The 24,321-nt window shown below is 47.0% G+C and carries 10 protein-coding genes; 7 read left to right on the plus strand and 3 right to left on the minus strand.

Annotation, left to right across the window (positions count from 1 at the left end; genetic code table 11):
- Positions 1-45: 45 nt before the first annotated feature.
- Positions 46-10,290, plus strand: a complete 10,245-nt coding sequence (locus ACRRSX_RS17335) for an Ig-like domain-containing protein (protein WP_432451965.1) — start codon at positions 46-48, stop codon at positions 10,288-10,290.
- A gap of 149 nt (positions 10,291-10,439) precedes the next feature.
- On the opposite strand, the gene ACRRSX_RS17340 is transcribed toward ACRRSX_RS17335, so the two are convergent.
- Together ACRRSX_RS17340 and ACRRSX_RS17345 are read right to left on the minus strand one after the other, a co-directional pair.
- Positions 10,440-10,673, minus strand: a complete 234-nt coding sequence (locus ACRRSX_RS17340; protein WP_432451964.1) for a thioredoxin family protein — start codon at positions 10,671-10,673, stop codon at positions 10,440-10,442.
- Positions 10,674-10,682: 9 nt separating this feature from the next.
- Entirely contained in the window at positions 10,683-11,678 is a 996-nt protein-coding gene (locus ACRRSX_RS17345) for a permease (RefSeq protein WP_432456148.1), read from the minus strand.
- A 947-nt stretch (positions 11,679-12,625) separates the two neighbouring features.
- Between ACRRSX_RS17345 and ACRRSX_RS17350 the strand changes: the two genes are divergently transcribed.
- Together ACRRSX_RS17350 and ACRRSX_RS17355 are read left to right on the plus strand one after the other, a co-directional pair.
- Positions 12,626-13,819, plus strand: a complete 1,194-nt coding sequence (locus ACRRSX_RS17350; RefSeq protein WP_432451963.1) for a DUF3800 domain-containing protein — start codon at positions 12,626-12,628, stop codon at positions 13,817-13,819.
- A gap of 725 nt (positions 13,820-14,544) precedes the next feature.
- On the plus strand, positions 14,545-14,901 hold the full coding sequence (locus ACRRSX_RS17355; protein ID WP_432451962.1) for a hypothetical protein: 357 nt from the start codon (positions 14,545-14,547) through the stop codon (positions 14,899-14,901).
- 68 nt (positions 14,902-14,969) lie between these two features.
- Here the strand turns inward: ACRRSX_RS17355 and ltrA are convergent, their stop codons facing one another.
- Positions 14,970-16,301: a group II intron reverse transcriptase/maturase gene (ltrA, locus tag ACRRSX_RS17360; protein WP_432451961.1), complete on the minus strand. Its 1,332-nt coding sequence runs from the start codon at positions 16,299-16,301 to the stop codon at positions 14,970-14,972.
- A gap of 743 nt (positions 16,302-17,044) precedes the next feature.
- On the opposite strand from ltrA, the gene ACRRSX_RS17365 reads away from it, so the two are divergent.
- The 4 genes from ACRRSX_RS17365 (at position 17,045) to ACRRSX_RS17380 (ending at position 24,317) form a co-directional block, all read left to right on the plus strand.
- Positions 17,045-17,641 (plus strand): tyrosine-type recombinase/integrase, encoded by a 597-nt coding sequence (locus ACRRSX_RS17365; RefSeq protein ID WP_432451960.1) that lies wholly within the window; start codon positions 17,045-17,047, stop codon positions 17,639-17,641.
- Positions 17,642-18,303: 662 nt separating this feature from the next.
- Positions 18,304-19,569 (plus strand): TolC family protein, encoded by a 1,266-nt coding sequence (locus ACRRSX_RS17370; protein ID WP_432451959.1) that lies wholly within the window; start codon positions 18,304-18,306, stop codon positions 19,567-19,569.
- 12 nt (positions 19,570-19,581) lie between these two features.
- Positions 19,582-21,195 (plus strand): efflux RND transporter periplasmic adaptor subunit, encoded by a 1,614-nt coding sequence (locus ACRRSX_RS17375; RefSeq protein ID WP_432451958.1) that lies wholly within the window; start codon positions 19,582-19,584, stop codon positions 21,193-21,195.
- Positions 21,195-24,317 carry an efflux RND transporter permease subunit gene (locus ACRRSX_RS17380; protein ID WP_432451957.1) on the plus strand — a complete coding sequence of 1,041 codons (3,123 nt, stop codon included), beginning with the start codon at positions 21,195-21,197 and terminating at the stop codon, positions 24,315-24,317. Before ACRRSX_RS17375 ends, ACRRSX_RS17380 begins: the two co-directional genes overlap by 1 nt.
- Positions 24,318-24,321 lie beyond the last annotated feature (4 nt).

The raw sequence follows: 24,321 nt of genomic DNA on the forward strand, positions 1-24,321 counted from the left end.
GAGTTAAGGCAATTAAGATAATTGTATTTGATAGGGAAGACTCGAATGAAAAGGAATAAAAAGATGATTGATCTCACCTCCGCGTTCGCTGGATTACTTATCACTGTCTCGGTCAGCGCTTTTGGTGCAGATAGCTGGGAAACATCCTCATCATCGGACAGGGAACCGTCTATTACCACGCGGTCAATTGAAGAGGCCAAGCATCACTTAAGCCCTCTGGTTGGCGAAGATCAACACATTTTCCAGTCGGTTCCATTTGACCGGCTCGTGATCATCGATGCAGACGTCCCACACAGTGCTGTATTACAGAGAGCTTTTGGCATGGATATGGATATGGATAACCAGATTATTCAGCTCTCTGCACTAGATACCTTAGCCACGCTTAGCGAAAAACTGGCAAGTTTTGTAGATCTAGACGCGATTCATCTCATCTCACATGGTGCACCCGGACAACTATTCTTGCTGGGTGAAACTCTCTCCTCAAACACCCTTCGGTCCTCTAATCAATTACTCGCAGCATTGAAACACGCACTCAAACCAAGCGGTGACCTGCTTATTTATGGCTGCCAAGTTGGTCAAGGTGCGCAAGGTGCCGAGTTTGTTAGCGCATTAGCCCAACTGACTCAAACCGATGTCGCTGCATCTATTGATAATACCGGGGGTGTTCAGCAAGGGGGAAACTGGATTCTTGAGCGTCAGTTCGGCAAGATAAATACGGCGCACCTCTTTAATTCAAACGCTCTATTATTGGCAGATTATCCAACCGTGCTTGGCCAACAAGTCGTGAAATATGGAAACATCAGTTCTGCGATTGTTGATGATGTGACAATGACCGTGAATATTTCTCCCACCGTCGATTTAACCATCGACTGGGGAACGGGAACCCAAGGCAGTAATGTATACACAAATAGTCGGGTACAGCAGTTAACAGCGCTTGGCGGAGCGGTTGGTCCCGTTGATGTGGATGACACTTTTTATAATAATCGAAGCGGAGGATTGCAACTCACCGCTACAGGCAACTTCTCGCTGGATGCGTTTGAACTATTTCGAAGAGGTGCAGCGAATGGGAATACCGAAGACTTTACGCTGATTGGTTTTGATAATGGCTCACAAGTTGTTTCAGATACCCTAACTTGGGTGATTACTGGCTCCTTTGCTGCCGAAACCTTTACCCGAGGTTCAGGCACTTGGGCAGCCAATCCCGCATGGCAATCGGTAGATAAAGTGGTGATAGTCTGGCCAACTGAGGTTGCCGGGAATACGACCGGGATCCAAGGAACGGCTGGCTATCAAGAAATAGCTATATCCAGCGTGACGATTTCGGATTTTGTCGCTGCGACTAACACGGCCCCAGCCCTTGATTTAAATGGTGTTGGCGCGGGTAACGATCACACGATCTCGTTTAGCACCAGTACTGTATCCATTGCCCCCGATGCGACGGTCACCGATGGTGATGGCGATACCATGAGTACTATCACCGTCACGATGGCAAGTCGCCCGGACGGAAGTGCAGAAGGCTTGAACGTGACGGCCGCAGCAAAGAATGCACTAGGTGGTATCAGTGGACAAAGTGACAGTGTGCTGCAAAATACCATTAGCATAACAGGCGCATCAGCGACCACGGCACAAGTGGCTACTTTTTTGCAAAGTATCACTTATAACAATACGGCGGGTTCTCCGGATCTGAGCGCCAGAAGCGCGACGGTGGTGATCAACGATGGGACTGATGATAGCCTCACTCGGACCGTGACGATTAATGTGACAGGAGATATCACTCCGCCCAGTGGCCACAGTGTCGCCTTGAATCAAACAAGCTATAACGCGACTCAAGCCAGCAGCCTATCCTTCCAGTTTGCTAGTGGTGAAATTGGAGCAAACTACAGTTATAGCCTGACATCAACTGGGGGCGGGAGCGCAATTACGGGGACAGGCACACTTGCCACGGCCGTAGATACGGTTAGTTCTTTGAATGTCACAGGGCTGAATAATGGGACATTAACCCTGAGTGTGGTTGTGACCGATGCGGCAGGCAATGCGGCGACAGCGGTCACCGATACGGCCACGCTCGATAAAATATCCCCCACTGTGGTGACAACCACATCAGATAACGCGCTAAAAATGGGAGAGACGCCAACCCTAACCTTCACCCTGAGTGAAGCAAGTAGTAATTTTTCTTCTGGGGATGTCGTCGTTACGGGAGGAGCACTGTCAAACTTTAGTGGCAGTGGCTCACTGTATACGGCTACATTTACACCGACCACAAACAGTACCACGGCGGCAACAATTAATGTGGCCGCAGATACCTTTACCGATCTAGCGGGCAACAACAATACGGTTGCAGCTCAACTGAATATGACGGTAGATACCCTGCGTCCCAGCGTGACCCTGTCGAGTAACAAAACCCAGTTAAAAGTCGCTGAAACCGCCACCATTACCGCAACATTAAGCGAAGCGAGCAGCGACTTTGCGGTCAGTGATATCGCAATCATCGGCGGTACCTTAAGTGGATTTACCGGCTCAGGCACCAGCTATACGGCCACCTTTACGCCAACCACAAACAGTACCACGGCGGCAACAATTAATGTGGCCGCAGATACCTTTACCGATCTAGCGGGCAACACCAATACCAGTGCAACCCAACTGAATATGACGGTGGATACCCAGCGTCCCAGCGTGACCCTGTCGAGTAATAAAACCCAATTAAAACTCGCTGAAACCGCCACCATTACCGCAACTTTAAGCGAAGCGAGCAGTGACTTTACGGTCAGTGATATCTCTATTACGGGCGGAACCTTAAGTGGATTTACTGGCTCAGGCACCAGCTATACGGCCACCTTTACGCCAACCGCAAACAGTACCACGGCGGCAACAATTAATGTGGCCGCAGATACCTTTACCGATCTAGCGGGCAACAACAATACGGTTGCAGCTCAACTGAATATGACGGTAGATACCCTGCGTCCTAGCGTGACCCTGTCGAGTAACAAAACCCAGTTAAAAGTCGCTGAAACCGCCACCATTACCGCAACTTTAAGCGAAGCCAGTGGTGACTTTACTGTAGGGGATGTCGTCGTAGCAGGTGGCAGCCTGTCAAGCTTTAGTGGCAGTGGCTCACTATATACGGCCACCTTTACGCCAACCACAAACAGTACCTCGGCGGCAACCATTAATGTGGCCGCAGATACCTTTACCGATGCTGCGGGCAACAACAATACGGTTGCCACTCAACTGAATATCGCAGTGGATACCCTGCGTCCCAGCGTGACGCTTTCTAGTAATAAAACCCAGTTAAAAGTCGCTGAAACCGCCACCATTACCGCAACGTTAAGCGAAGCGAGCAGCGACTTTACGGTCAGTGATATCTCTATTACGGGCGGCACCTTAAGTGGATTTACCGGCTCAGGCACCAGCTATACGGCCACCTTTACGCCAACCACAAGCAGCACCACGGCGGCAACCATTAATGTGGCCGCAGATACCTTTACCGATCTAGCGGGCAACAACAATACGGTTGCCACTCAACTGAATATGACAGTAGATACCCTGCGTCCCAGCGTGACCCTGTCGAGTAACAAAACCCAGTTAAAAGTCGCTGAAACCGCCACCATTACTGCAACGTTAAGCGAAGCGAGCAGTGACTTTACGGTCAGTGATATCGCGATCATCGGCGGTAGCTTAAGTGGATTTACCGGCTCAGGCACCAGCTATACGGTCACCTTTACGCCAACCACAAACAGTACCTCGGCGGCAACCATTAATGTGGCCGCAGATACCTTTACCGATGCTGCGGGCAACAACAATACGGTTGCCACTCAACTGAATATCGCAGTGGATACCCTGCGTCCCAGCGTGACGCTTTCTAGTAATAAAACCCAGTTAAAAGTCGGTGAAACCGCCACCATTACCGCAACATTGAGTGAGGCCAGTGGTGACTTTACTGTAGGGGATGTCGTCGTAGCAGGTGGCAGCCTGTCAAGCTTTAGTGGCAGTGGCTCACTGTATACGGCTACATTTACACCGACCACAAACAGTACCACGGCGGCAACCATTAATGTGGCCGCAGATACCTTTACCGACGCTGCGGGCAACAACAATACGGTTGCCACTCAACTGAATATCGCAGTAGATACCCAGCTGCCCAGTGTGACGCTTTCTAGTAATAAAACCCAGTTAAAAGTCGGTGAAACCGCCACCATTACCGCAACATTGAGTGAAGCCAGTGGTGACTTTACGGTAGGGGATATCGTCGTAGCGGGTGGCAGCCTGTCAAGCTTTAGTGGCAGTGGCTCACTATATACGGCCACCTTTACGCCAACCACAAACAGTACCTCGGCGGCAACCATTAATGTGGCCGCAGATACCTTTACCGATGCTGCGGGCAACAACAATACGGTTGCCACTCAACTGAATATCGCAGTGGATACCCTGCGTCCCAGCGTGACGCTTTCTAGTAATAAAACCCAGTTAAAAGTCGGTGAAACCGCCACCATTACTGCAACTTTAAGTGAAGCTAGCAGCGACTTCACGCTCGGCGATATCTCTATTACGGGCGGCACCTTAAGTGGATTATCTGGTTCTGGTACCAGCTATACTGTCACATTGACCCCCACGGTCGAGGGTCAAATAAACGTTTCCGTTGCCGCAGATACCTTCAGCAATGCATCTGGGAACCTGAATGTAGCGTCAACAACTCAGCATATTCAGTATGACGGAACCTCCCCTTATATTACGGCATTGCTTCCTGCAGATAACAGCGCCAATGTGGCTAAGGATGCGTCGTTGGCGATCACATTTAACGAAACCATCGTTGCCGGGAGTGGCAATATTTCGATTTTTGACAGCGCCGATGATAGCTTACTCGAAGCCATAGCGGTGGGTGGTTCGAAAATAATCATGACTGGGCAAGTTGTGACCATCGACCCTACCGCCACTTTTACGCCTACTCACAGTTATTATGTGCTGATCGGGAACAATGCCCTAGAAGATAGCGCAGGCAACACCTTTAGCGGCTTTTCGACACAAAACTCATACAACTTCACCATTAACAACCTCGTCCCTCATGTATCCGATGATACCGTTTCAATCGCTGAAGATAATCAAGTTGCGATTGCTGTTTTGGAGAATGATAGTGACGACGATAGTCCAATCAATTTAGCGAGTATGACGATTAATAGCCAGCCGCTTCATGGCATTACCCGCGTGAATACCGGAACGGGAGTCGTGAACTACACACCAGATCCTAATTATGTCGGCAGCGATAGCTTTACCTACACTGTTGAAGATATCTATGGAGGCGAATCCATACCCGCAACAGTTACCCTAACAGTGGCACCTGTTGCCGATGATCCGGTAGCGCTCAATGATGTTGCAGAGACAACGGAAGATACCTTATTACCAATTGACGTTGTTGCCAATGATACCGACCCAGATATTGGCGATATACTAAATACCACTCAAATTGTAGTCACACCACCCAAACATGGCAGTGCCATGGTAGCTGATGGAAAAGTGAACTATACACCCTCCCTTGATTTTACCGGGACAGATCACTTTAGCTACACCGTTGCAGATAGCACTGGGCGAGTGTCGAACCTTGCCACGGTCACGATCAATGTATCTGGAGCAAATGAGGCTCCTATCGGCGTTGCAGATAGTGTCACAACAGACGAAGATCATGACATTGATATCAATGTGCTTGTCAACGATACCGATAGCGACGGCACAATTGATGTCGCCAGTGTCCAAATAGTTAAGCCACCAGCGCATGGTTCGGTGAGTGCAAATGCCAGTGGAGTGTTGACCTTTACCCCTGAGGCTAACTATAGCGGCGGTGATAATTTCACCTATGTTGTTGAAGACGATTTACATGCTAGTTCTGCAGAAACCACCGTCACGGTGACCATCAATTCTCTCAATGACGCGCCAGTTGCCCGCGATGACATCGCGATGCTGCAGGCAGATATTCCCCATCGCATCAATGTGTTGGGGAACGATAGTGATATCGATGGCACACTCAATCTGAGTTCGATTTCTATCGTAGCAACGCCAACGCAAGGGCTTGCCACAGTGATTGCTTCTGGTCTGATTCAATATACCCCAAACACACATCTTAGTGGAGAAGACAGCTTTACCTATACGATTGCCGACAACTCAGGTGCCATTTCTAATGTGGCCACCGTGACGCTGACCAATAATGTGGTGAACCACCTCCCCATAGCGAACAACGATGAAGCCTCAACAGAAGAAGATCAGCCGGTCAGCCTAAATGTAACCAGCAACGACAGCGATGTTGACGGTTCACTGGAAACCACATCTTTAATGATCGTAACAACTCCGAGTTTAGGTTCGGTCACCGTGAATGGCGATGGGTCGATCACCTACATCCCTCAGGCAAATGCCAGTGGCCTAGATAGTTTCATGTATACCATCAGTGACAATGAAGGGGGGCGCTCCAATCAAGCCACCATACATATCACGATTCGTGCGGTGAATGATGCCCCCAGTATCAGCATTGACTCTACCATCAGTACCGATGAAGATAATGACCAGAACCTAAGTTTTACTTACACAGATGTAGATGACAACACGGTCGTCGCAAGTGTCAGTACCCAAGCAAGCCATGGCACAGCCAGCGTAAACGGCACCAGCGTGAACTATATACCCGAAGCGAATTTCTTCGGTAGTGATAGCTTTACCCTCACTCTCACCGATAATGCGGGCTATACCACCACCCAACAAATTAACGTCACCGTTTCTTCAGTCAATGATGTGCCGAGCATCAACATAGGCTCCACCTTAAGTACCGATGAGGATAATAACCAAAGTCTCAGTTTTAGCTACTCAGATGTGGATGGCGATACAGTAGTCGCTTCAGTATCCACCCAAGCAAGCCATGGTACGGCCAGCGTAAATGGCACCACCGTCAGCTATGCCCCCGTAGCGAACTATTTTGGCTCGGATAGCTTTACCCTCACCCTAACCGATAATAATGGTTACAGCACCAGCCAGCAGATCAACGTCACCGTGGCCTCGGTGAATGATGCGCCCAGCATTAGCATGGGCTCCACCTTGAGCACCGATGAAGATAATAGCCAAAGTTTGAGTTTTACTTATTCAGACCTAGACGGTGATACCGTGGTCGCGAGTGTTAGCAGCCTAGCTAGCCATGGTACGGTGAGCGTAAACGGCACCAGCGTGAGCTATGCACCCGAAGCGGATTTCTTTGGTAATGATAGCTTTGTCCTCACTCTCACCGATAACAATGGTTATCAAACAACAAAAACCATTACCGTGAATGTTAACGGACTTAACGACAAACCGATTGCCGAAGATGATTTACCAATTTTACAAACCAATGATGAGAACCGCTATCAAATAGACGTCTTAGCCAATGATAGTGATGCCGATGGCGACCCTATTTCCATTATTGCAGCCTCGGTGAGTGTAGGAGAAGTGCGAATTAAAGATAACCAACTCGTTTATCAAGCGCCTATTGGCACCGCGGGTAAAGTCGAATTTAACTACATGATTCAAGATCCAACGGGAGCAAGTGCCAGTGCCCAAGTCTCTTTACTACTGCAAGCGATTGCCAATGAGCGATTACCTACATTAAGTCCACCTGAGGATGTTGTCGCAAATGCCACGGGCTTATTTACAAAACTTGATATCGGAAAGGCAAGTGCGGTTGATGCAGCAGGTGAAGCGCTTCCAGTTTCTCTGGTGAATGGCCCGAGCTTATTTCCTCCCGGCAATAACACTGTACATTGGCAAGCCAGTGATGCTCAAGGCAACACCGTGATCTTAAGCCAGAATATAAAAGTAAATCCATTAATTTCAATCGCTAAAGACCAACAAGTGGTTGAAGGTACAGAGCAACAGGTTACGGTATACCTGAATGGTAAAGCCCCTGACTACCCGGTTCGCATTGCTTATAGCGTTTCGGGAACCGCAGATGAGAACGACCATGATTTAAGTGACGGGGAACTTATTATTGAGCAGGGAACGGAGGGGGTGATTCCATTATTCATTTACCAAGATTCGCAAACAGAAGGAAATGAAACCATTGAAATTCACCTCAGTCGCGAGCACAACTTAGGCAATAAGTCGGTACATACTTTAACGATTGTTGAAAACAATGTGGCCCCAGAAATGGAGCTTCAAGTTTCACAAGCTGGAGAACAACGGCATTTAGTGCTCAATAATCAAGACTTAGTGCTCATTAAAGCCTTAATATCCGATGCTAACCCAGCTGATAATCACACTATAGTCTGGGCTTCCAAGCATTCAGAGATGATTAATTTAGCGACCGAACAGGATCAATTCATTTTTAACCCAACATCCTTAGTTCCTGGAATATACCCGTTAACCGCAACAGTAAGTGATGATGCCCCCGAAGCTCTCAGCTCCAAACAAAATATATATATTGAGGTGACCAACGCACTCGCCGAACTGGGGAATGAAGACAGTGATAATGATCTGATCTCAGATGCCCAAGAGGGCTATAAAGATTCTGACAATGACGGAGTTCCTGATTACCTCGACGCCATTGATGAATGCAATGTATTACAAGAACAAGTCTTACACGGACATCAATTCTTAGTAGAAGCAGAGCCCGGCGTTTGTTTACACAAAGGAGTCACCATTGCTGGAAATCAAACAGGCGGCGCGCAATTACTTGAACACGAGCTACTAGCCAATGATGAGATGACGAATGTAGGTGGTATATTTGATTTTATTGCGACGGGTTTAGCGACACCGGGACAAAACTATACGGTAGTACTCCCCCAACGCTTACCGATCCCCGAAAGTGCTGTTTATCGAAAATTTCAAAACGGACAATGGGTTAATTTTGTCGAAGATACAAATAATATAGTCAGCTCTGCGGCTGGCGAACAAGGGTACTGTCCGCCCCCCAATGATCCACAGTGGGCTGCTGGCTTAAACGCTGGATATTGGTGTGTGCAATTAACCATTCAAGATGGAGGCCCAAATGACGATGATGGCCTTGTGAATGCAAGTATTACCGATCCGGGCGGAGTCGCCATAAACTTAAGTAACAACCAATTTCCTGTCGCAATGCCCGATAGTGTGACCGTAAAATGGAATGAGAGTATTGTTATTGACGTTCTCGCAAATGATACCGATCCAGATAACGATACACTTAATATCACTGCCGCAACGGTCGACTTTGGCGAATTATCCATTGAAAATTCACAACTGGTATACACCACGTCAGATAGCTTTTTCGATAAAGCAACCATTCAATACAACATTACCGATAACCATGGCGGATCAGCTTACAGCTCCGTTGTTATCCAAGTTGTCAACAACTTTGCTCCGATAGCCCATCAAGATAGCGCCACGACCGACGACCATAGTCAAATCAAAATTTCGGTCCTGAGCAATGATCTCGATGCCGACAATGATCAACTAACCCTCACTCAAGCAAGCGCAAACTATGGAGACGTAGTCATCAATGATGATCAAACCTTAACTTATACACCCAAACTAGGTTTTGATGGCGAGGATATGATCACTTACAGCATACAAGATGAAAAATCAGCAAGCGCACAAGGCACGGTAATGGTCACGGTGAAAGCCTATGTATCAACTACTGTTGAAAACTCTTCGGGAGGCTCTATGGGAGTAACTATGTTGTTATTCGCAGGCTTGCTCCTGCTACGTCGCCATAAACAAATAGGCAGCATGCTATTATTACTTATCATTAGCGCTCAGGCACAAGCAGAGCCAAACCGATGGTCAGTTGAAACAGAGCTTGGCTATGCCAAAGCACACCACAACAGTGAACTCGATAACATTCCTTCGGTACAAGTCATGGATACTGATGACTCAGATTTTGCTTGGTCCATTGGAATTGCTTATCGTTTCAAACCCAAGTGGAAGTTAGCCCTTCGCTACATCGATCTTGGTCAGGGCAGTGCCACTTTAAAAGCGGAGACTCTCTCACCCGAGGAATACCACCAAGCCGTTGCAAAGGCGACGCCAGTACTTGGCCATGGTTTCGCAAGTGATTTGAGTTACCAACTGCTGAATAACGAGCATATTCTGGTTGATGGCAGCCTAGGCCTGTTCCGCTGGAAAAGTCAGTTAGAAAGCATTGTGCAAGACAGTGTGATCCAACATGATAAAACCGCCACCGATCCCTATCTCGGTCTACAAGCCGCTTATCAATTAAGTCCTCAATGGGCCCTAGGCCTTGGATACGCTCATTATTTCATTTCTGAGAACGATATTGACGCTTTCAGTATAAAACTTATTTATCGTTTATAAGCCATCCTATTTACAGGGTTCTATTATAAACAAATCCGCAGCTCTTTCGATTTGCAGCACCAAAACCTCAAAGTGCTGCAAATTCTCGGCTTAAATCGCAATCAAATATCCTTGAAATACCTCAATAGATAACGCTTGCTATAAATAACTCATTGTAGCCATTCAAGCACTTGTTGATAACTGGGTACACTGCCTTTGTGTATCACCTGTTCATCAAGCACCACCGCAGGTGTCGACATCACCCCATAAGCCATAATTTGAGCTGGCTGTTCGACTTTCTCCACACTAATTTCGCTATCTAATTCATTGGCGGCTTTTTCTAATAAAGCGACGGTATTTTTACAGTTACGACAACCTGAGCCTAAAACTTTAAAATGTTTCATGATTCACTCCTAAATAAAAGTACTTAAAAAATTAAAAATCCAACCAATCAAGGTGAAGGAACACAACAAGGTCACGAATAAAATGGCTAATAAACGCCATTGCATCACTTGTTTTAACAAAATGAATTCCGGCATACTGGCGGCCACAGTACTCATGCAAAAAGCCAGCGTCGTACCTAAAGGTAAGCCGTTCACTAACAAACTTTCCATGATGGGGATCACCCCTGTCGCATTCGAATAGAGGGGAATGCCAATCACCACCGCAGCAGGCACCGACCACCACTGACCACTTCCCAAATGTTGTTCTATCCAACCATCAGGAACAAAACCATGTAAGGCAGCACCAACTCCAACGCCGATAATCACCCACTTCCAGACTCGAGAAAAAATAGTTCGAGTTTCATCGAAAGCAAATTGATGGCGAGCTCGATAACTTAAACGTGTAGCACTTTGCTCATTAGAAGGCTGTGCACTTTGGCTTTGTCCCTCTTGTAAGGCCTTGGCCGCAAAAGACTGCAACCATCGCTCCGCATGAATGGCATCAAGAAACAGCCCGCCAAGGATCCCAACCGACATCCCTATCAGCAAATAAAGTAGGGTAAACTTCCACCCAAGCAGACTCATCAGCAATAATATGGCAACTTCATTGATAAGCGGCGAGGTCAGTAAAAAGGCCATGGTGATGCCCAAAGGGATCCCAACTGAACTAAATCCCAAAAACACTGGAATACTAGAACAAGAGCAAAATGGGGTAATCGCGCCAAAGACACTCGCCAATACATAGCCAAACCCGCGGCTTTTACCCTGTAGAAAATCCCTTACTTTTTCCACGTCTAGAGACGCCCTTAATAAGCCAATGAAGTAAATCATCACCAGCAACAAGGCAAAAATCTTGGTGGTATCTTCAATAAAAAAATGTACCGCAGTGGCCCATCGCTCATCAGGTTCTAAATTTAATAAGCGGTAGGTAAACCAGTCTGCGAACCAGCTAAAATAGTAGAACATCATTGTCTCCCCTAGAGTTCACACCATCGGCAATGCAACCATGGTGAAACTCACTTGTAATTTTCGATTAGCAGTGTCTTTAGGGTAAGACGGCACAGGAAGTGAAAAGATGCAAAAATATATGCACCCTCTCTAAGGATAGTTAAACTTCGAAGCTCAACACTGGTTGCGAATCACAGTTATAACGGAAGCAAAAATCGGAATAACAAGCACAGTAAGTGTCGGCGGAAAAAATTTGATCACTCCATGGTTCATCGAATTCCTGTCCAAGTGCCAGTTACTTTAAACTAATGCGTATTTGCCCCAAAGTGAGTTAACTTATTTTTTGTGGGAGCTGTTAGTCTCGCTTTTATCATTTAGTTTTGGATCGATCTGTTAGTGAGGGTTTCGCCCTGACGGCGATATACTTTTCTTTGCTGGCCAAAGAAAAGTATACAAAAGAAAGGCCACCCAGCACCTTCTTAGCTCCTCCGTTGCTCACTCACAAGGGCGTTGAAGTAACTCGCTACGCTCAAACAGACTTCAACTTTGCTCCCTTGTTCATTTGCGCGACTCGGCGAAGATGATGGGATTTAAAAGCGTAATCTTGGCTATCGAGAGTGTGGAAGTTTTTTGTTTTTAGAATGGGGGTCTAGTTTATTAATGTTCTTGTTCATCAGCTCGCCCTCTCTTTAGATAAAAAGGCGTCCGGCTTCCTTCAGACATTCCCTCGCAGTTATGCCCTTGCCATTCGCTAGTCCTTAGCGTTTAATAATCAAAGTGTTATTAAACGGTGACCTTCCTACAGAGGACTTTCACCTCATTAGTTCATGCCCATGCTGGGCGTACACAAGTTGCCTAAGTTCGCCGCAAAAAGCGCGGCTGGGACAAATACTCACTGGGCGAAGCCCAACAACGTTCGCATTTGCCCCTTGGCAAAGCGTTAAGTGGCCTCACAGGGAAATTGAATGAGTCGTAATAACCAAGCTAATAGAAAAAAGAAGTTAGCAAATAAAAGAGATAAGCTGAGGGCTTCTAGGGCGAAAGTTAATGCTGAAAAATCCAAGATAGCAACTATCTACTTGGATGAGTCTGGAAATACTGGCCATAACATAGTTGACAAAAATCAACCAATTTTTACACTCTCGGCCTGTAAATTTTCTAATGGCGAAGCTGAAAAGTTACTTGCACTGACAGGCTCAAGATCACCTCTAGAGGCTCATTTCAAAAATTTAAAGCGCCGAAAGTCTGGGCAAGATGGAATTGTAAGGCTAATGAGCCATCGACTTATTAATAAAGATCACGTGAAAGTAGAGCTTTTTCACAAGAACTTTATGGTGACGACAAAGATTGTTGACCTCCTAATTGAGCACATGCTTCACCTAAATGGCCATGATTTGTATGTAAATGGAGCAAACATAGGGCTTTCAAATATGTGGTTCTATTGTATGCCTACGTTTTGTGGTCAGGACCGAGTTCAGGCCATGTATGGTTCGTTCGTTAATATGATTAAAGAACAGTCCGAAGAATCAATAAGCTCGTTTTATGAGAGTGTAGAGGTACTTAAAGAACATTCAATTCATGAAAATTTTAAAGAAGACCTTAATTTGATCCTGCTTACTCGAAATTATATTCATGATGCGCTGAACGGTATTGATAAGACATCACTTGACCCATCAATCCCAGCGCTGTTCTCAAAATGTGTAAGCTGGGGAGATATTCATCCAAAAGGGTTTCATATCATTCATGATGATTCTCATAGTGTTGAAAAACAAAAAGCGATGTTTTCCCAATTTATGGACTGGACCCAAAGCTCTATAGAGCTTGGCTATGACAGGCGGAAGTTCAAATTACCCTTAAGAGGTAAAAGTTTGAAGTTTTCAAGCTCTGAATCGCATCCTCAATTGCAGGTTGCTGACATTGTTGCTAGCTCGATGACTTATTGGGCTGATGGTGTTGCAAGAGATGAAAAAGAAGACTACTTATTTCTTGAGTTAAACAAGCTAAATTTGGACAAGTTGACTACAAGTTACAAAATATGGCCAACACAGGACGTTACTCCAAGCGACCTAGGTACGGTCCACGATGGCGGACTAAATGCAGCAGATCATGGTGCATACTTCTTGATGAAGGCAAAAGCTAATGCCGAAATCACCACTTAATCGGGTAGCCGGAGGTATCTAACCTCCAGCCCCCACAACACCCTGCATGCGGCTCCGCACAGGGCGTTTCCTGAAAACGGTTAAAATACAACGGCCGATTAGCTCCTTTGCATTCCAATGATGGCTTCTGTTTTTGCGCCATGACTCCTCAGTCCGGTCGGATACGGAGACAATGAGCTGCACAGGCTCCTCATTGATTTTCAGGTTCAGGCCTTCACCATGTCCCAACCATTACACAATAGAACGGCATTGGGACTTTTTATCTAAAAAAAAGCCGTCTGCTTAAATCGCCATGGCGTGAGTTAAACGATCAGCTTGCTAAGCAGATCTCCCCACTCTTTGTTTATAAGAAGTAGAACATGCACTGTCTCTGCACTGCTGCATCATTTACGGTGGCCGTTAGATCACATGGCTTCGTTGTCTTGTGCCAACTCGCCTCCAGCCTACGCCTCATATGATGTTCTTGTTCATCAGCTCGCAGATTTGCGTCCGGCTTCCTTCAGACATTCCCTCGCGGCAATGCCCTTGCCATTCGCTAGTAGTTAGCGTTTAATAATCAAAATATTATTAAACGGTGACCTTCCTACAGAGGACTTTCACCTCATTAGTTCATGCCCATGCTGGGCGTACACAAGCGCAAGCACACGGAACAATTTTTCGTGGCTTCGCCACTACAAATCGTCCGGTGTTGCAGGCGTTATGTGTCACTGTCCTTCAAGGATTAGATGAAATATTTAAGTGTAATGTTCATTATTCTAGCTATATTGGTAACGTTTATTACTAATTATTGCTTCGAAAATGCAGGCTCGCCTCAACTTATAGCTAATGTTATGAGTATATTTTGGGCTCCTTTTTATACTGCTACTTCTGGAGTAAACGTTGAGCCTACTCCTTTCTATTTAGTTGAAAAAAATTCAACTTATATATTAATTAGTGCAGGTGTAACCTTATCTCTAGTTGCCAGTATGATTGAAATTGTGAAATTAATGAAATTTGGTAAAAACCAACAATCAGCATGTGTAATTGCTTTGTCTGTATGCCTTTTATATTTCAACGCTAGCATTTTCGCATGGAACACATAATCGGGTAGCCGGAGGTATCTAGCCTCCAGCCCCCACAACACCCTGCATGCGGCTCCGCACAGGGCGTTTCACTTAGAATAGTGAAGCTTTATCCATCCATCTCGTAGCGCAAATAGACCTTGGGATTTCAAGTAAGCATTCGATAATGCTTGTTGGATCCCCGGTGTTTTCGAGCTCCTCCATGGGCCTTTACTGGTGATACCACACGCCACTGCGGCTTGAACATGTACCCCTCGGCGCATGAGATTCCTCACTTTGGTTCTCGGTTTTCGCCATTGTCGCCAATAGGCCATTCGTACTCTGCGTCTTACCCAATGATCAAGATCGACACACAGTTGATAGCAATTCGCGATCCCAAAGTAGTTTATCCAGCCTCGCAGATATTGGCTCACTTTAGCGAGCTGGTAAGTCATCGAGACGCCCCAGTTTCGGTTGGTGAGGCGCTTTAGCTGTTGTTTAAACCGGTGTAGCGTTTTGGCATGGATTTGCAGTCGTCCCGCTTTGAAAGCAAACCCTAAGAACTGACTCTTCGCTGTTTTAACCACCTGGCTTTTGGTGGTGTTAACGATTAACTTTAAGCGGCGTGGCAAGAAGTGACTAATGCTCGCTAGCACCCGTTCTCCTGCACGCCGACTTTTCACCAAGATGGTGAAATCGTCAGCATAGCGGGCGAATTTATGGCTCCGTTTCTCCAGTTCTTTATCTAATGGGTCGAGCATGATGTTAGCCAGCAAGGGGGATAATGGTCCGCCTTGTGGTACACCTTCTCGAGTTTCTTGATAGTGCTGGTTGTCGATAAATCCCGCTCTTAAGTAGTGTCCAATCAGCTTAAGTAAGCGCTTATCTTGCAGTCGGTGACCCAGTTTACTCATCAATAAGTCATGATTAACTCGGTCAAAGAATTTAGATAAATCCACATCTACCGCAAAACGTCGGCCTTGCTTGATGATGCTTTGCACTTGTTTCACCGCTTGTTGCCCATTCTTGTTTGGTCTAAATCCAAAGCTGTTCGCTGAGAAGCTAGGGTCAAAGATAGGCGTTAGCACTTGGGCAATGGCTTGCTGGATGACACGGTCGAGCACGGTTGGGATCCCCAGTAGGCGCTTCCCGCCATCGGGTTTATCTATCTCCACACGGCGAACCGGTTTAGGCTGATACTGGCCATTACGCAGCGCAGCAGCAACCTGCTTCCAGTGTAGTTTTGCCCAAGAAGGAAATGCATCAATGGACATGTTATCCACTCCAGCAGCCCCTTTATTGGCTCGAACACCTTGCCACGCGAGCTGAATATTCTGCCGCGTTAGCATATGTTCGAATAGATGTTGGCTAAAGGTTGGCTGCGAGTTATTACGCTGAATCGCATCTACGCCGGACGGCGAATGGGTGTTCAAGTTTAACAAGGCTCCTCCTTTATTCTAAGTGTTCAGGCCTTCACCGTGTCCCAACCATTACGATGGGCGTTGGGCTACTATGCCGTCTGCTGACTTCTGCTTAATCACCGTTTGAGTTACCCCAAATAGCGCTATCGTTGTTCATCGTATTTGCTCACTTAAGTTGATGAGAATTAAGTGCCAGGCCTGTTGAACTAGCGGCCAAGCTAGTGAGTTAAACGATCGCTTGTTAAGCAGATCTCCCCACTCTTTGTTTATAAGAAGTAGAACATGCACTTTCTCTTTCTCTGCACTGCTGCATCATTTACGGTGGCCGTTAGATCACATGGCTTCGTTGTCTTGTGCCAACTCGCCTCCAGCCTACGCCTCATATGATGTTTTTGTTCATCAGCTCGCAGATTTGCGTCCGGCTTCCTTCAGACATTCCCTCACGGTAACGCCCTTGCCATTCGCTAGTAGTTAGCGTTTAATAATCAAAGTGTTATTAAACGGTGACCTTCCTACAGAGGACTTTCACCTCATTAGTTCATGCCCATGCTGGGCGTACACAATGCATTGCAGCGGACAAGCCGCTGAATGTGGCGTTAACCCATAGAAATTTTTATCCGAAACAGACGCTTTAGAGTTAAGGCTTTAACTCGGAAATGTCCACAGATGTTTCAGTCCACCCAGACCGATTGTTATTGCTACTGGATCAGTTCTAGTTGATTGCCAAACTCAACGTTGACCAACAACATTGAGAGGAGGTCATCATGAGAAAATTATCTTCTGGAAAATGCAGTGGCATCAAAAGGCCATTTAAGCTTGAAGAAATCTGGCGAGTCAGAACTAGATTGGAGATTGAAAACAACCTAATGCAGCTTGCGTTACTGAACCTAGCTATTGATAGCAAGTTAAGAGCGAGCGATTTGCTAAAGCTGCACGTATACGATGTTTCTTCGCAGGGAGTTATCTACGAAAGGGTGCAATGTATTCAACAAAAAACAGGCACTGACGTACACTATGAGATCACTCCGAGAACGCAACAAAGCATTAGCCGATGGATCTTTTCAGCCTCCCTAGAGGCAAGCAGTTTTTTATTTCCGAGTGGCCGCCGTAAAGAGCAACCTATCAGCTACTCATACTATCGTTCAATTATCAGGAATTGGGCTGTAAAGCTTGGATTGAATGCGGACTATTATGGTACTCATTCCATACGTCGCACCAAAGCAACATTGATTTATGCCAGAACAAAAAACATTAGGGCGGTACAAATCCTACTTGGGCATTCGAAGCTAGATAACACTATTCGGTACCTTGGCGTTGAGCTAGAAGACGCTCTGAGACTCTCTGAGAAAACAGACTGCTGATCAGCGCTGATACAGGCTTTTCTTCTTTTCTGAAAAGCCTGTGCTCCAAAGTGAGTTAGTGTTGTTCACCAGAAATTTGGGTTTTGGCTATTTCTAGTAGAATCTAGTATGAGACTCCATCAGCAATTAAACCGGCTGCCCTTATCAAGTTTAACTCGTTAGAACGCATGTCCTCCGAAGTAGATTATTAAGAGTTGTTTTTAAACTAATTTCTCGCTGTTGCTAAAATTGCTTGCAGTAATCTTCGCCTTTGACTTACCATCACGATGATATGAAAGCTTTGTTTTTGATCTTTGTGTTTTGCTTACAAATGGTATCCGGCGTTTCTAGCGCTTCGGAGCATTCTTCGCATGCGCAAAAACATAGTGCCGATCAAGAAATAATGCACATGACTATGGATTGCCATAATGATGGCAATATTCCTGACAATGAGAATAAATCTAAGCTGGATGACTTATGTAAGTTAGATTGTCAGTTGTCATTGTGTGCTGCAACGCCTGCATTCATATCTTCCAGCCTACACTTCATACCGCAGCCACAAAGTGCAGCGACCAGTTTTTACACTTTTAATCTCCACCCGTCTTTACAGGAACTACCCTTCAGACCCCCTCTTACTGTTTGATTTAGTTAACTATTTCTTTAATCAACAGTAAGGAAGAAACATGTTTATTCCCTCTTGCAAAGAGGTTGTGCTTGTCGTTGCGCTATCGACAAGTGCCACGGTGATAGCCGCCCCCTTAAATATTGAACGTGCAGTAGAGCTAGCGCTTAGTAGCGATCCATCTGAGAGTTTATATGCTCAGCGACAACAACAAATTGCAGCCATGGGTGTGCAGAGTGGTCAGTTAAAGGACCCTATGATCAGGCTAGGTCTCGCGAACCTACCCACTGATAGCTTCAAATTTGACCAAGACCCTATGACTCAGCTGAGTGTTGGGCTTGCCCAAGAGTTTAGCCGAGGCAATACCCGTGAGCTAAGCGGCCAGCGTTACCAAATATTGGAGCAGCAAACTGGCCATCAAGCTGCTGAACGCCGCTTGGAACTTAGCCAGCAAATCCGACAAATGTGGCTAAGTGTGCGTTTCGCTAACACGGCACAACATCTTTTAGCCGAGAACAAGCAATTGTTCGCTCGCAATGTTGAGCACGTGCGTGGCCAGTTCGAATTGGGCTACAAGCAAAGCCAAGACCTGTTCCAAGCGGAGCTACAACTAAGTAAGTTTGATGAGCAGATTGCGGCCTTTTCCCAGCAAGAACAAGCCTATCGAGGACAGTTAGCAACGTGGCTTGGCGCTCAGGCTTACCAACCATTTGATAGCGCACTTCCGCAATGGGATGCCACCGCTAATTATGCAGAGCAAGCCAATACCGAACACTACACACTGCTGTCGCAGCACCCTCTGGTGTTGGTGAAACAAGCCGCCATTGATGACGCTGAAAAACAAATCGAAATCGCCAATGAGGCTTACAAGCCCGCCTTTAAAGTCGAAGTCGGATATGGCCATCGAAACAGTCGTGATATGGATGGTAGTGCTCGTCCCGATTTGGTTTCTGGTTTTTTGTCTATGGACGTCCCATTGTTCACTGATAAACGTCAAGACCAGGCGGTTATTTCAGCTACACGTGGTAAGGGGGTGAAGCAAGCGGAACGCGACCTACTGCTAAAAAACATGAATGGTAGGCTCAATGGTCAGGTTGCACAGGTACAAAACCTTAACCTGCGCTTAGCTCGCTATCAGCAAACTTTGTTGCCACAAGCCCAAGCTAATACCCAAGCCGCTATCCAAGGTTATCAATCTAATACAGTGAGCTTTGATCTGGTGGTCAAGGCTTTCATGGATGAAACCGCCTTGAAGCTGGAGTTTGAACAGCTGCAAACCCAGCAATACCAATCCCTTGCTCAAGTTCGTTATTTTCAGGCCCTGTAGGAGTAGAACCGAATGAATAAATTTGTATTAAGCAGTCTATTTCTAGCCCTTGGCTTGGGCGGAGGTTACTTCGCAAATGACTTGATGCAGCAACAGCATAGCACTGATAGCCACACTGGTTATAGTGTATCGGGGGAAGCTAAGCCGCTGTACTGGGTCGCGCCAATGGACCCTAACTATCGCCGTGATAAACCCGGTAAGTCTCCTATGGGGATGGATCTCATTCCAGTTTTTGAGGAGAGTCAATCTGCTAGTCAACCCGGCTTAGTCTCCATCGACCCGAGTGTTGAGAATAACCTAGGTGTGAGAACAGCCAAGGTTGAGCTTAACAGTTTCGCCACGGCCATTGAAACAGTGGGCACACTAAACCTGAACGAGAATACGCAGTGGCAACTTAATAGCAGGGTTGCAGGTTGGGTTGAAAAGCTGGCGGTAAAAGCAGAGGGCGAGCGTGTTGATGCAGGCCAGTACCTTATGTCTATTTACTCACCGGAGTTAGTTAAGGCCCAAGACGACTTACTCAATGCCCTGAACATGGGTAACAAGCGTTTGATTGACTCAGCTAAGACTCGACTTAATGTACTGGGCATGTCAGCTCAGCAAGTTAAGCGCGTGACTAAGCAACGTCGTAGCGAACAGTTAGTCGAACTATATGCACCAAGCTCTGCTTACATCGCCAAGCTTGGTGTTAGGGAAGGCGCTTATATTACCCCTGCTACCAAGCTAGTTGATGCCGGAGCCTTGGACAGCATTTGGTTAATCGGTGAATTATTCGACTCCCAAGCAGGCTTAGTGGCGCAGGGGGACCGGGTAGAAATGCGTGTAGACAGCTACCCCGGACAAACCTGGCAAGGTGAAATTGACTACATCTACCCAAATCTTGACCCGCTTACTCGCACCCTGCGTGTTCGCATGGAGTTTGCCAATGATGATGAGCGGCTCAAACCTAATATGTATGCTCGAGTCAGTGTCTCCTCGGCACAAGCGAGCCAAGTATTAACCATTCCTAGCGAAGCGGTGATTAGAGGCGGCCGCTTTGATCGCGTAGTAATGAAGCGAGGCGCAGGAAAGTACCAAAGTGTGCGAGTTGAAGTCGGTCGCGAAAGTCAGGGGCAAATGGAAATACTTGATGGCTTGATGAGTGGTGACACCATCGTGACGAGTGCCCAATTTATGTTGGATTCTGAATCTAGCTTGAGCGCTGATTTCAATCGCATTGGCCCCCCAGATAGGCTTACCGAGTCGGTAGTGGCGAGTGGTGTGGTAATGGCGGTAAAAGACGGAGCCCTCACCATTGCCCATGAACCCGTACCAGAGTGGGAATGGCCAGGTATGGTGATGGACTTTCCATTGGAGCAGGCTGAAATTACCGAGCAGATCGTGCCGGGAAGAGAACTCAAATTTACCATTAACAAGCAAGACAATCAGTTTCCCATTTCCAAGCTTGTCCCAGGTGACTTGAATCTTGAAGCATTGAAGCAACCAGCGATGGGTCATGACCACAGCACGATGGACCATTCACAGATGGGACATGGCCCACAGCAAAGCGCAGATGTTGATACTAGTACCTTAGTGGATGAGGATTTGGATTGGCTAGATTTCGATGATGAAGAGGGAGAGCAGTAATGATCCCTAGTATTATTCGCTGGTCGATACACAATCGTTTTTTAGTCTTAGTCTCAACGCTCGCCATATTGGTTTACGGCGGCTTCGCTATCAAAAATACGCCAGTCGACGCCATTCCAGACTTGTCCGATGTGCAGGTCATCATTAAGACCTCGTACCCAGGCCAAGCTCCACAGGTGGTTGAAGATCAGGTTACCTATCCCTTGACCACCGCCATGTTATCAGTACCGGGTGCGCAGACCGTGCGTGGCTACTCGTTCTTTGGTGATTCCTATGTCTACATCATTTTTGAAGATGGTACCGATATTTACTGGGCACGTTCGCGGGTACTAGAGTACTTATCGCAAGTCGCACCTAATTTGCCGGCAGCAGCAAAGCCCGCGCTAGGGCCTGATGCTACTGGGGTTGGCTGGGTATTTAGCTATGCCTTGGTCGATCGCACCGGTCAGCATGACCTTAGTCAGTTACGCAGTATTCAGGATTGGTTCTTGAAATACGAGCTGCAAACGGTTGCTGGTGTCAGTGAGGTAGCAACGGTCGGTGGAATGGTGAAGCAGTACCAGATCAGCATCGATCCCGATCGCTTGCGAGCCTACCAGCTGAGCCTGCCGCAGCTAAAGAACGCGATTTCCCAAGGGAACCAAGAGACCGGTGCTAGCGTGATTGAAATGGGTGAAGCCGAGTACATGGTGCGCAGTAGCGGCTACATCAGCTCGGTCGAAGACTTGCAACAATTGCCATTAAAGCTCAACCCGCAAGGTATCCCCTTGCTACTGGGTGATGTTGCCGATATTCAAGTAGGGCCACAAATGCGCCGAGGGCTCTCAGAGCTTGATGGCGAGGGCGAAGTGGTCGGTGGCGTAGTGGTGATGCGCTACGGGGAAAATGCCCAGCAGGTGATTGCCGCAGTCAAAGACAAGCTGGATAGTTTGAGCGCTTCACTGCCCGATGGCGTAGAAATTGTCACCACTTATGACCGCTCCGGTTTGATTGAACGTGCAGTAGAAAACCTCAAAGACAAACTGATTGAAGAGTTTGTGGTGGTGGTCTTAGTGTGTGCGGCCTTTCTGTTCCATATCCGCAGCTCACTGGTGGTATTGGTTAGCTTGCCGGTGGGGATCATTATTGCCTTTATCGTGATGAGCTGGCAGGGAATTAACGCCAACATCATGTCGTTAGGAGGCATTGCCATTGCCATCGGCGCGATGGTCGATGGAGCCATCGTAATGATTGAAAATGTGCACAAGCACATGGAGAAAACCGAGCTGACTGATGCTAATCGCTGGGAAGTGATTGGTAAAGCCGCGTCAGAGGTGGGACCTGCCTTGTTCTTCTCGTTGTTGATCATTACCTTCAGCTTCGTGCCAGTCTTTGCCTTGCACGGCCAAGAAGGCAAGATGTTCTCTCCCTTAGCCTACACCAAGACTTATGCCATGGCAGCAGCAGCTGGCTTGGCAATCACGCTAGTGCCAGTACTTATGGGGTACTTTATTCGCGGCAAGGTGATTGCCGAGCATAAGAACCCATTAAACAGGCTACTCATAGCCAGCTATAAGCCATTACTCAACCTCAGCTTAAAAGCGCCAGTGTTAGTAGTAGTCATCGCTGTCGCCTTAGTCGGTGTAGGTTTTTATCCGGTAAACAAGATTGGTAGTGAGTTTATCCCCCCTTTGGATGAGGGTGACTTGATGTACATGCCAACCACTTATCCTGGGATTAGTATTGGCAAGGCGCGAGAAGTCTTACAACAGACCAATAAGCTGATCAAGACAGTGCCAGAAGTAGAAAGGGTATGGGGCAAAGTCGGTCGAGCAGAAACAGCGACTGATCCCGCACCTCTCACGATGATCGAAACCTTCATCACGCTTAAGCCTCGAGAGCAATGGCGAGAAGGAATGTCCACCGACAAACTGCGCCAAGAGCTTGATAACTTGGTGAACTTCCCTGGATTGACCAATGCCTGGGTAATGCCGATTAAAACCCGTATCGATATGCTTGCGACTGGGATTAAAACGCCTATTGGCATCAAAATATCAGGGGAAGACCTCAGTATAATTGAGACTATTGGTAAAAACATTGAAGACATCCTTGGCCAAGTTCCTGGCACCGCCTCCGCATACGCTGAGCGTGTTGCAGGTGGACGCTATGTAAAAGTAGATATCGACCGGATCGCAACTGCTCGCTATGGCCTCAACATCGCAGATGTGCAGGCAGTAGTGTCTACCGCCATTGGCGGGATGAATGTGTCAGAGACAGTGGAAGGCCTAGAGCGTTACCCAATCAACTTGCGCTACCCTCAGCGTTACCGCGACAGTGTAGGACAACTAAAACTATTACCCGTGGTCACGCCCAGCGGACTGCGATTGACCCTTGGAGATGTGGCAGCGGTTTACGTTGAAGATGGACCTCCAATGATCAAGACCGAAAACGCACGTCCTAATGGCTGGATCTTCGTTGATATTGAAGGCCGTGACTTAGGCAGCTACGTACAAGATGCTAAGCAGTACGTGCAAGAGCATCTAACTCTGCCAGCGGGCTATTCAGTCAGTTGGTCAGGGCAATACGAATACATGGAACGTGCAGAGGCCACTTTGAAAGTAGTGGTACCGGCAACGCTCGCCATCATCATGTTGCTGTTGTACATGGCCTTTAGGCGAGCGGGTGAAGTGCTACTAATCCTAGGCACCTTGCCCTTAGCGATGATTGGCGGCGTTTGGCTCATGTATCTATTGGGTTACAACTTCTCCATCGCCGTTGGCGTGGGTTTCATCGCTCTAGCTGGGGTTGCTGTAGAAATTGGCGTCATCATGCTGATTTACCTTAATCAATCACTTGAAGAGACCTTGTCCAAACACATCATTATTAACAGGCAACAATTACGCACAGCCATTGTTGAAGGTGCTGGTTTGCGTGTACGACCGGTGATGATGACCGTAGCCACAGTGGTCATAGGCCTGATTCCGATTATGAATGGTGAAGGCACCGGCTCCGAAGTTATGCAAAGAATTGCTGCACCGATGATCGGCGGTATGGCCTCAGCGGTGGTATTGACCCTGCTAGTGCTGCCCTCAGTTTATTACTTATGGAAGCGCGTATCTCTGCGCAAACTAATTAACGAATAACAAT

The sequence above is a fragment of the Agarivorans sp. QJM3NY_30 genome (assembly GCF_050870855.2).
Lineage (GTDB): Bacteria > Pseudomonadota > Gammaproteobacteria > Enterobacterales > Celerinatantimonadaceae > Agarivorans.

Bases quoted from the DNA above. Each gene is read 5' to 3' on its own strand.
- ACRRSX_RS17370 (WP_432451959.1), top strand. From the start codon at position 18,304: ATGTTTATTCCCTCTTGCAAAGAGGTTGTGCTTGTCGTTGCGCTATCG.
- ACRRSX_RS17345 (WP_432456148.1), bottom strand. From the start codon at position 11,678: ATGTTCTACTATTTTAGCTGGTTCGCAGACTGGTTTACCTACCGCTTA.
- ACRRSX_RS17380 (WP_432451957.1), top strand. From the start codon at position 21,195: ATGATCCCTAGTATTATTCGCTGGTCGATACACAATCGTTTTTTAGTC.
- ACRRSX_RS17350 (WP_432451963.1), top strand. From the start codon at position 12,626: ATGAGTCGTAATAACCAAGCTAATAGAAAAAAGAAGTTAGCAAATAAA.
- ACRRSX_RS17375 (WP_432451958.1), top strand. From the start codon at position 19,582: ATGAATAAATTTGTATTAAGCAGTCTATTTCTAGCCCTTGGCTTGGGC.
- ACRRSX_RS17365 (WP_432451960.1), top strand. From the start codon at position 17,045: ATGAGAAAATTATCTTCTGGAAAATGCAGTGGCATCAAAAGGCCATTT.
- ACRRSX_RS17335 (WP_432451965.1), top strand. From the start codon at position 46: ATGAAAAGGAATAAAAAGATGATTGATCTCACCTCCGCGTTCGCTGGA.
- ACRRSX_RS17340 (WP_432451964.1), bottom strand. From the start codon at position 10,673: ATGAAACATTTTAAAGTTTTAGGCTCAGGTTGTCGTAACTGTAAAAAT.
- ACRRSX_RS17355 (WP_432451962.1), top strand. From the start codon at position 14,545: ATGAAATATTTAAGTGTAATGTTCATTATTCTAGCTATATTGGTAACG.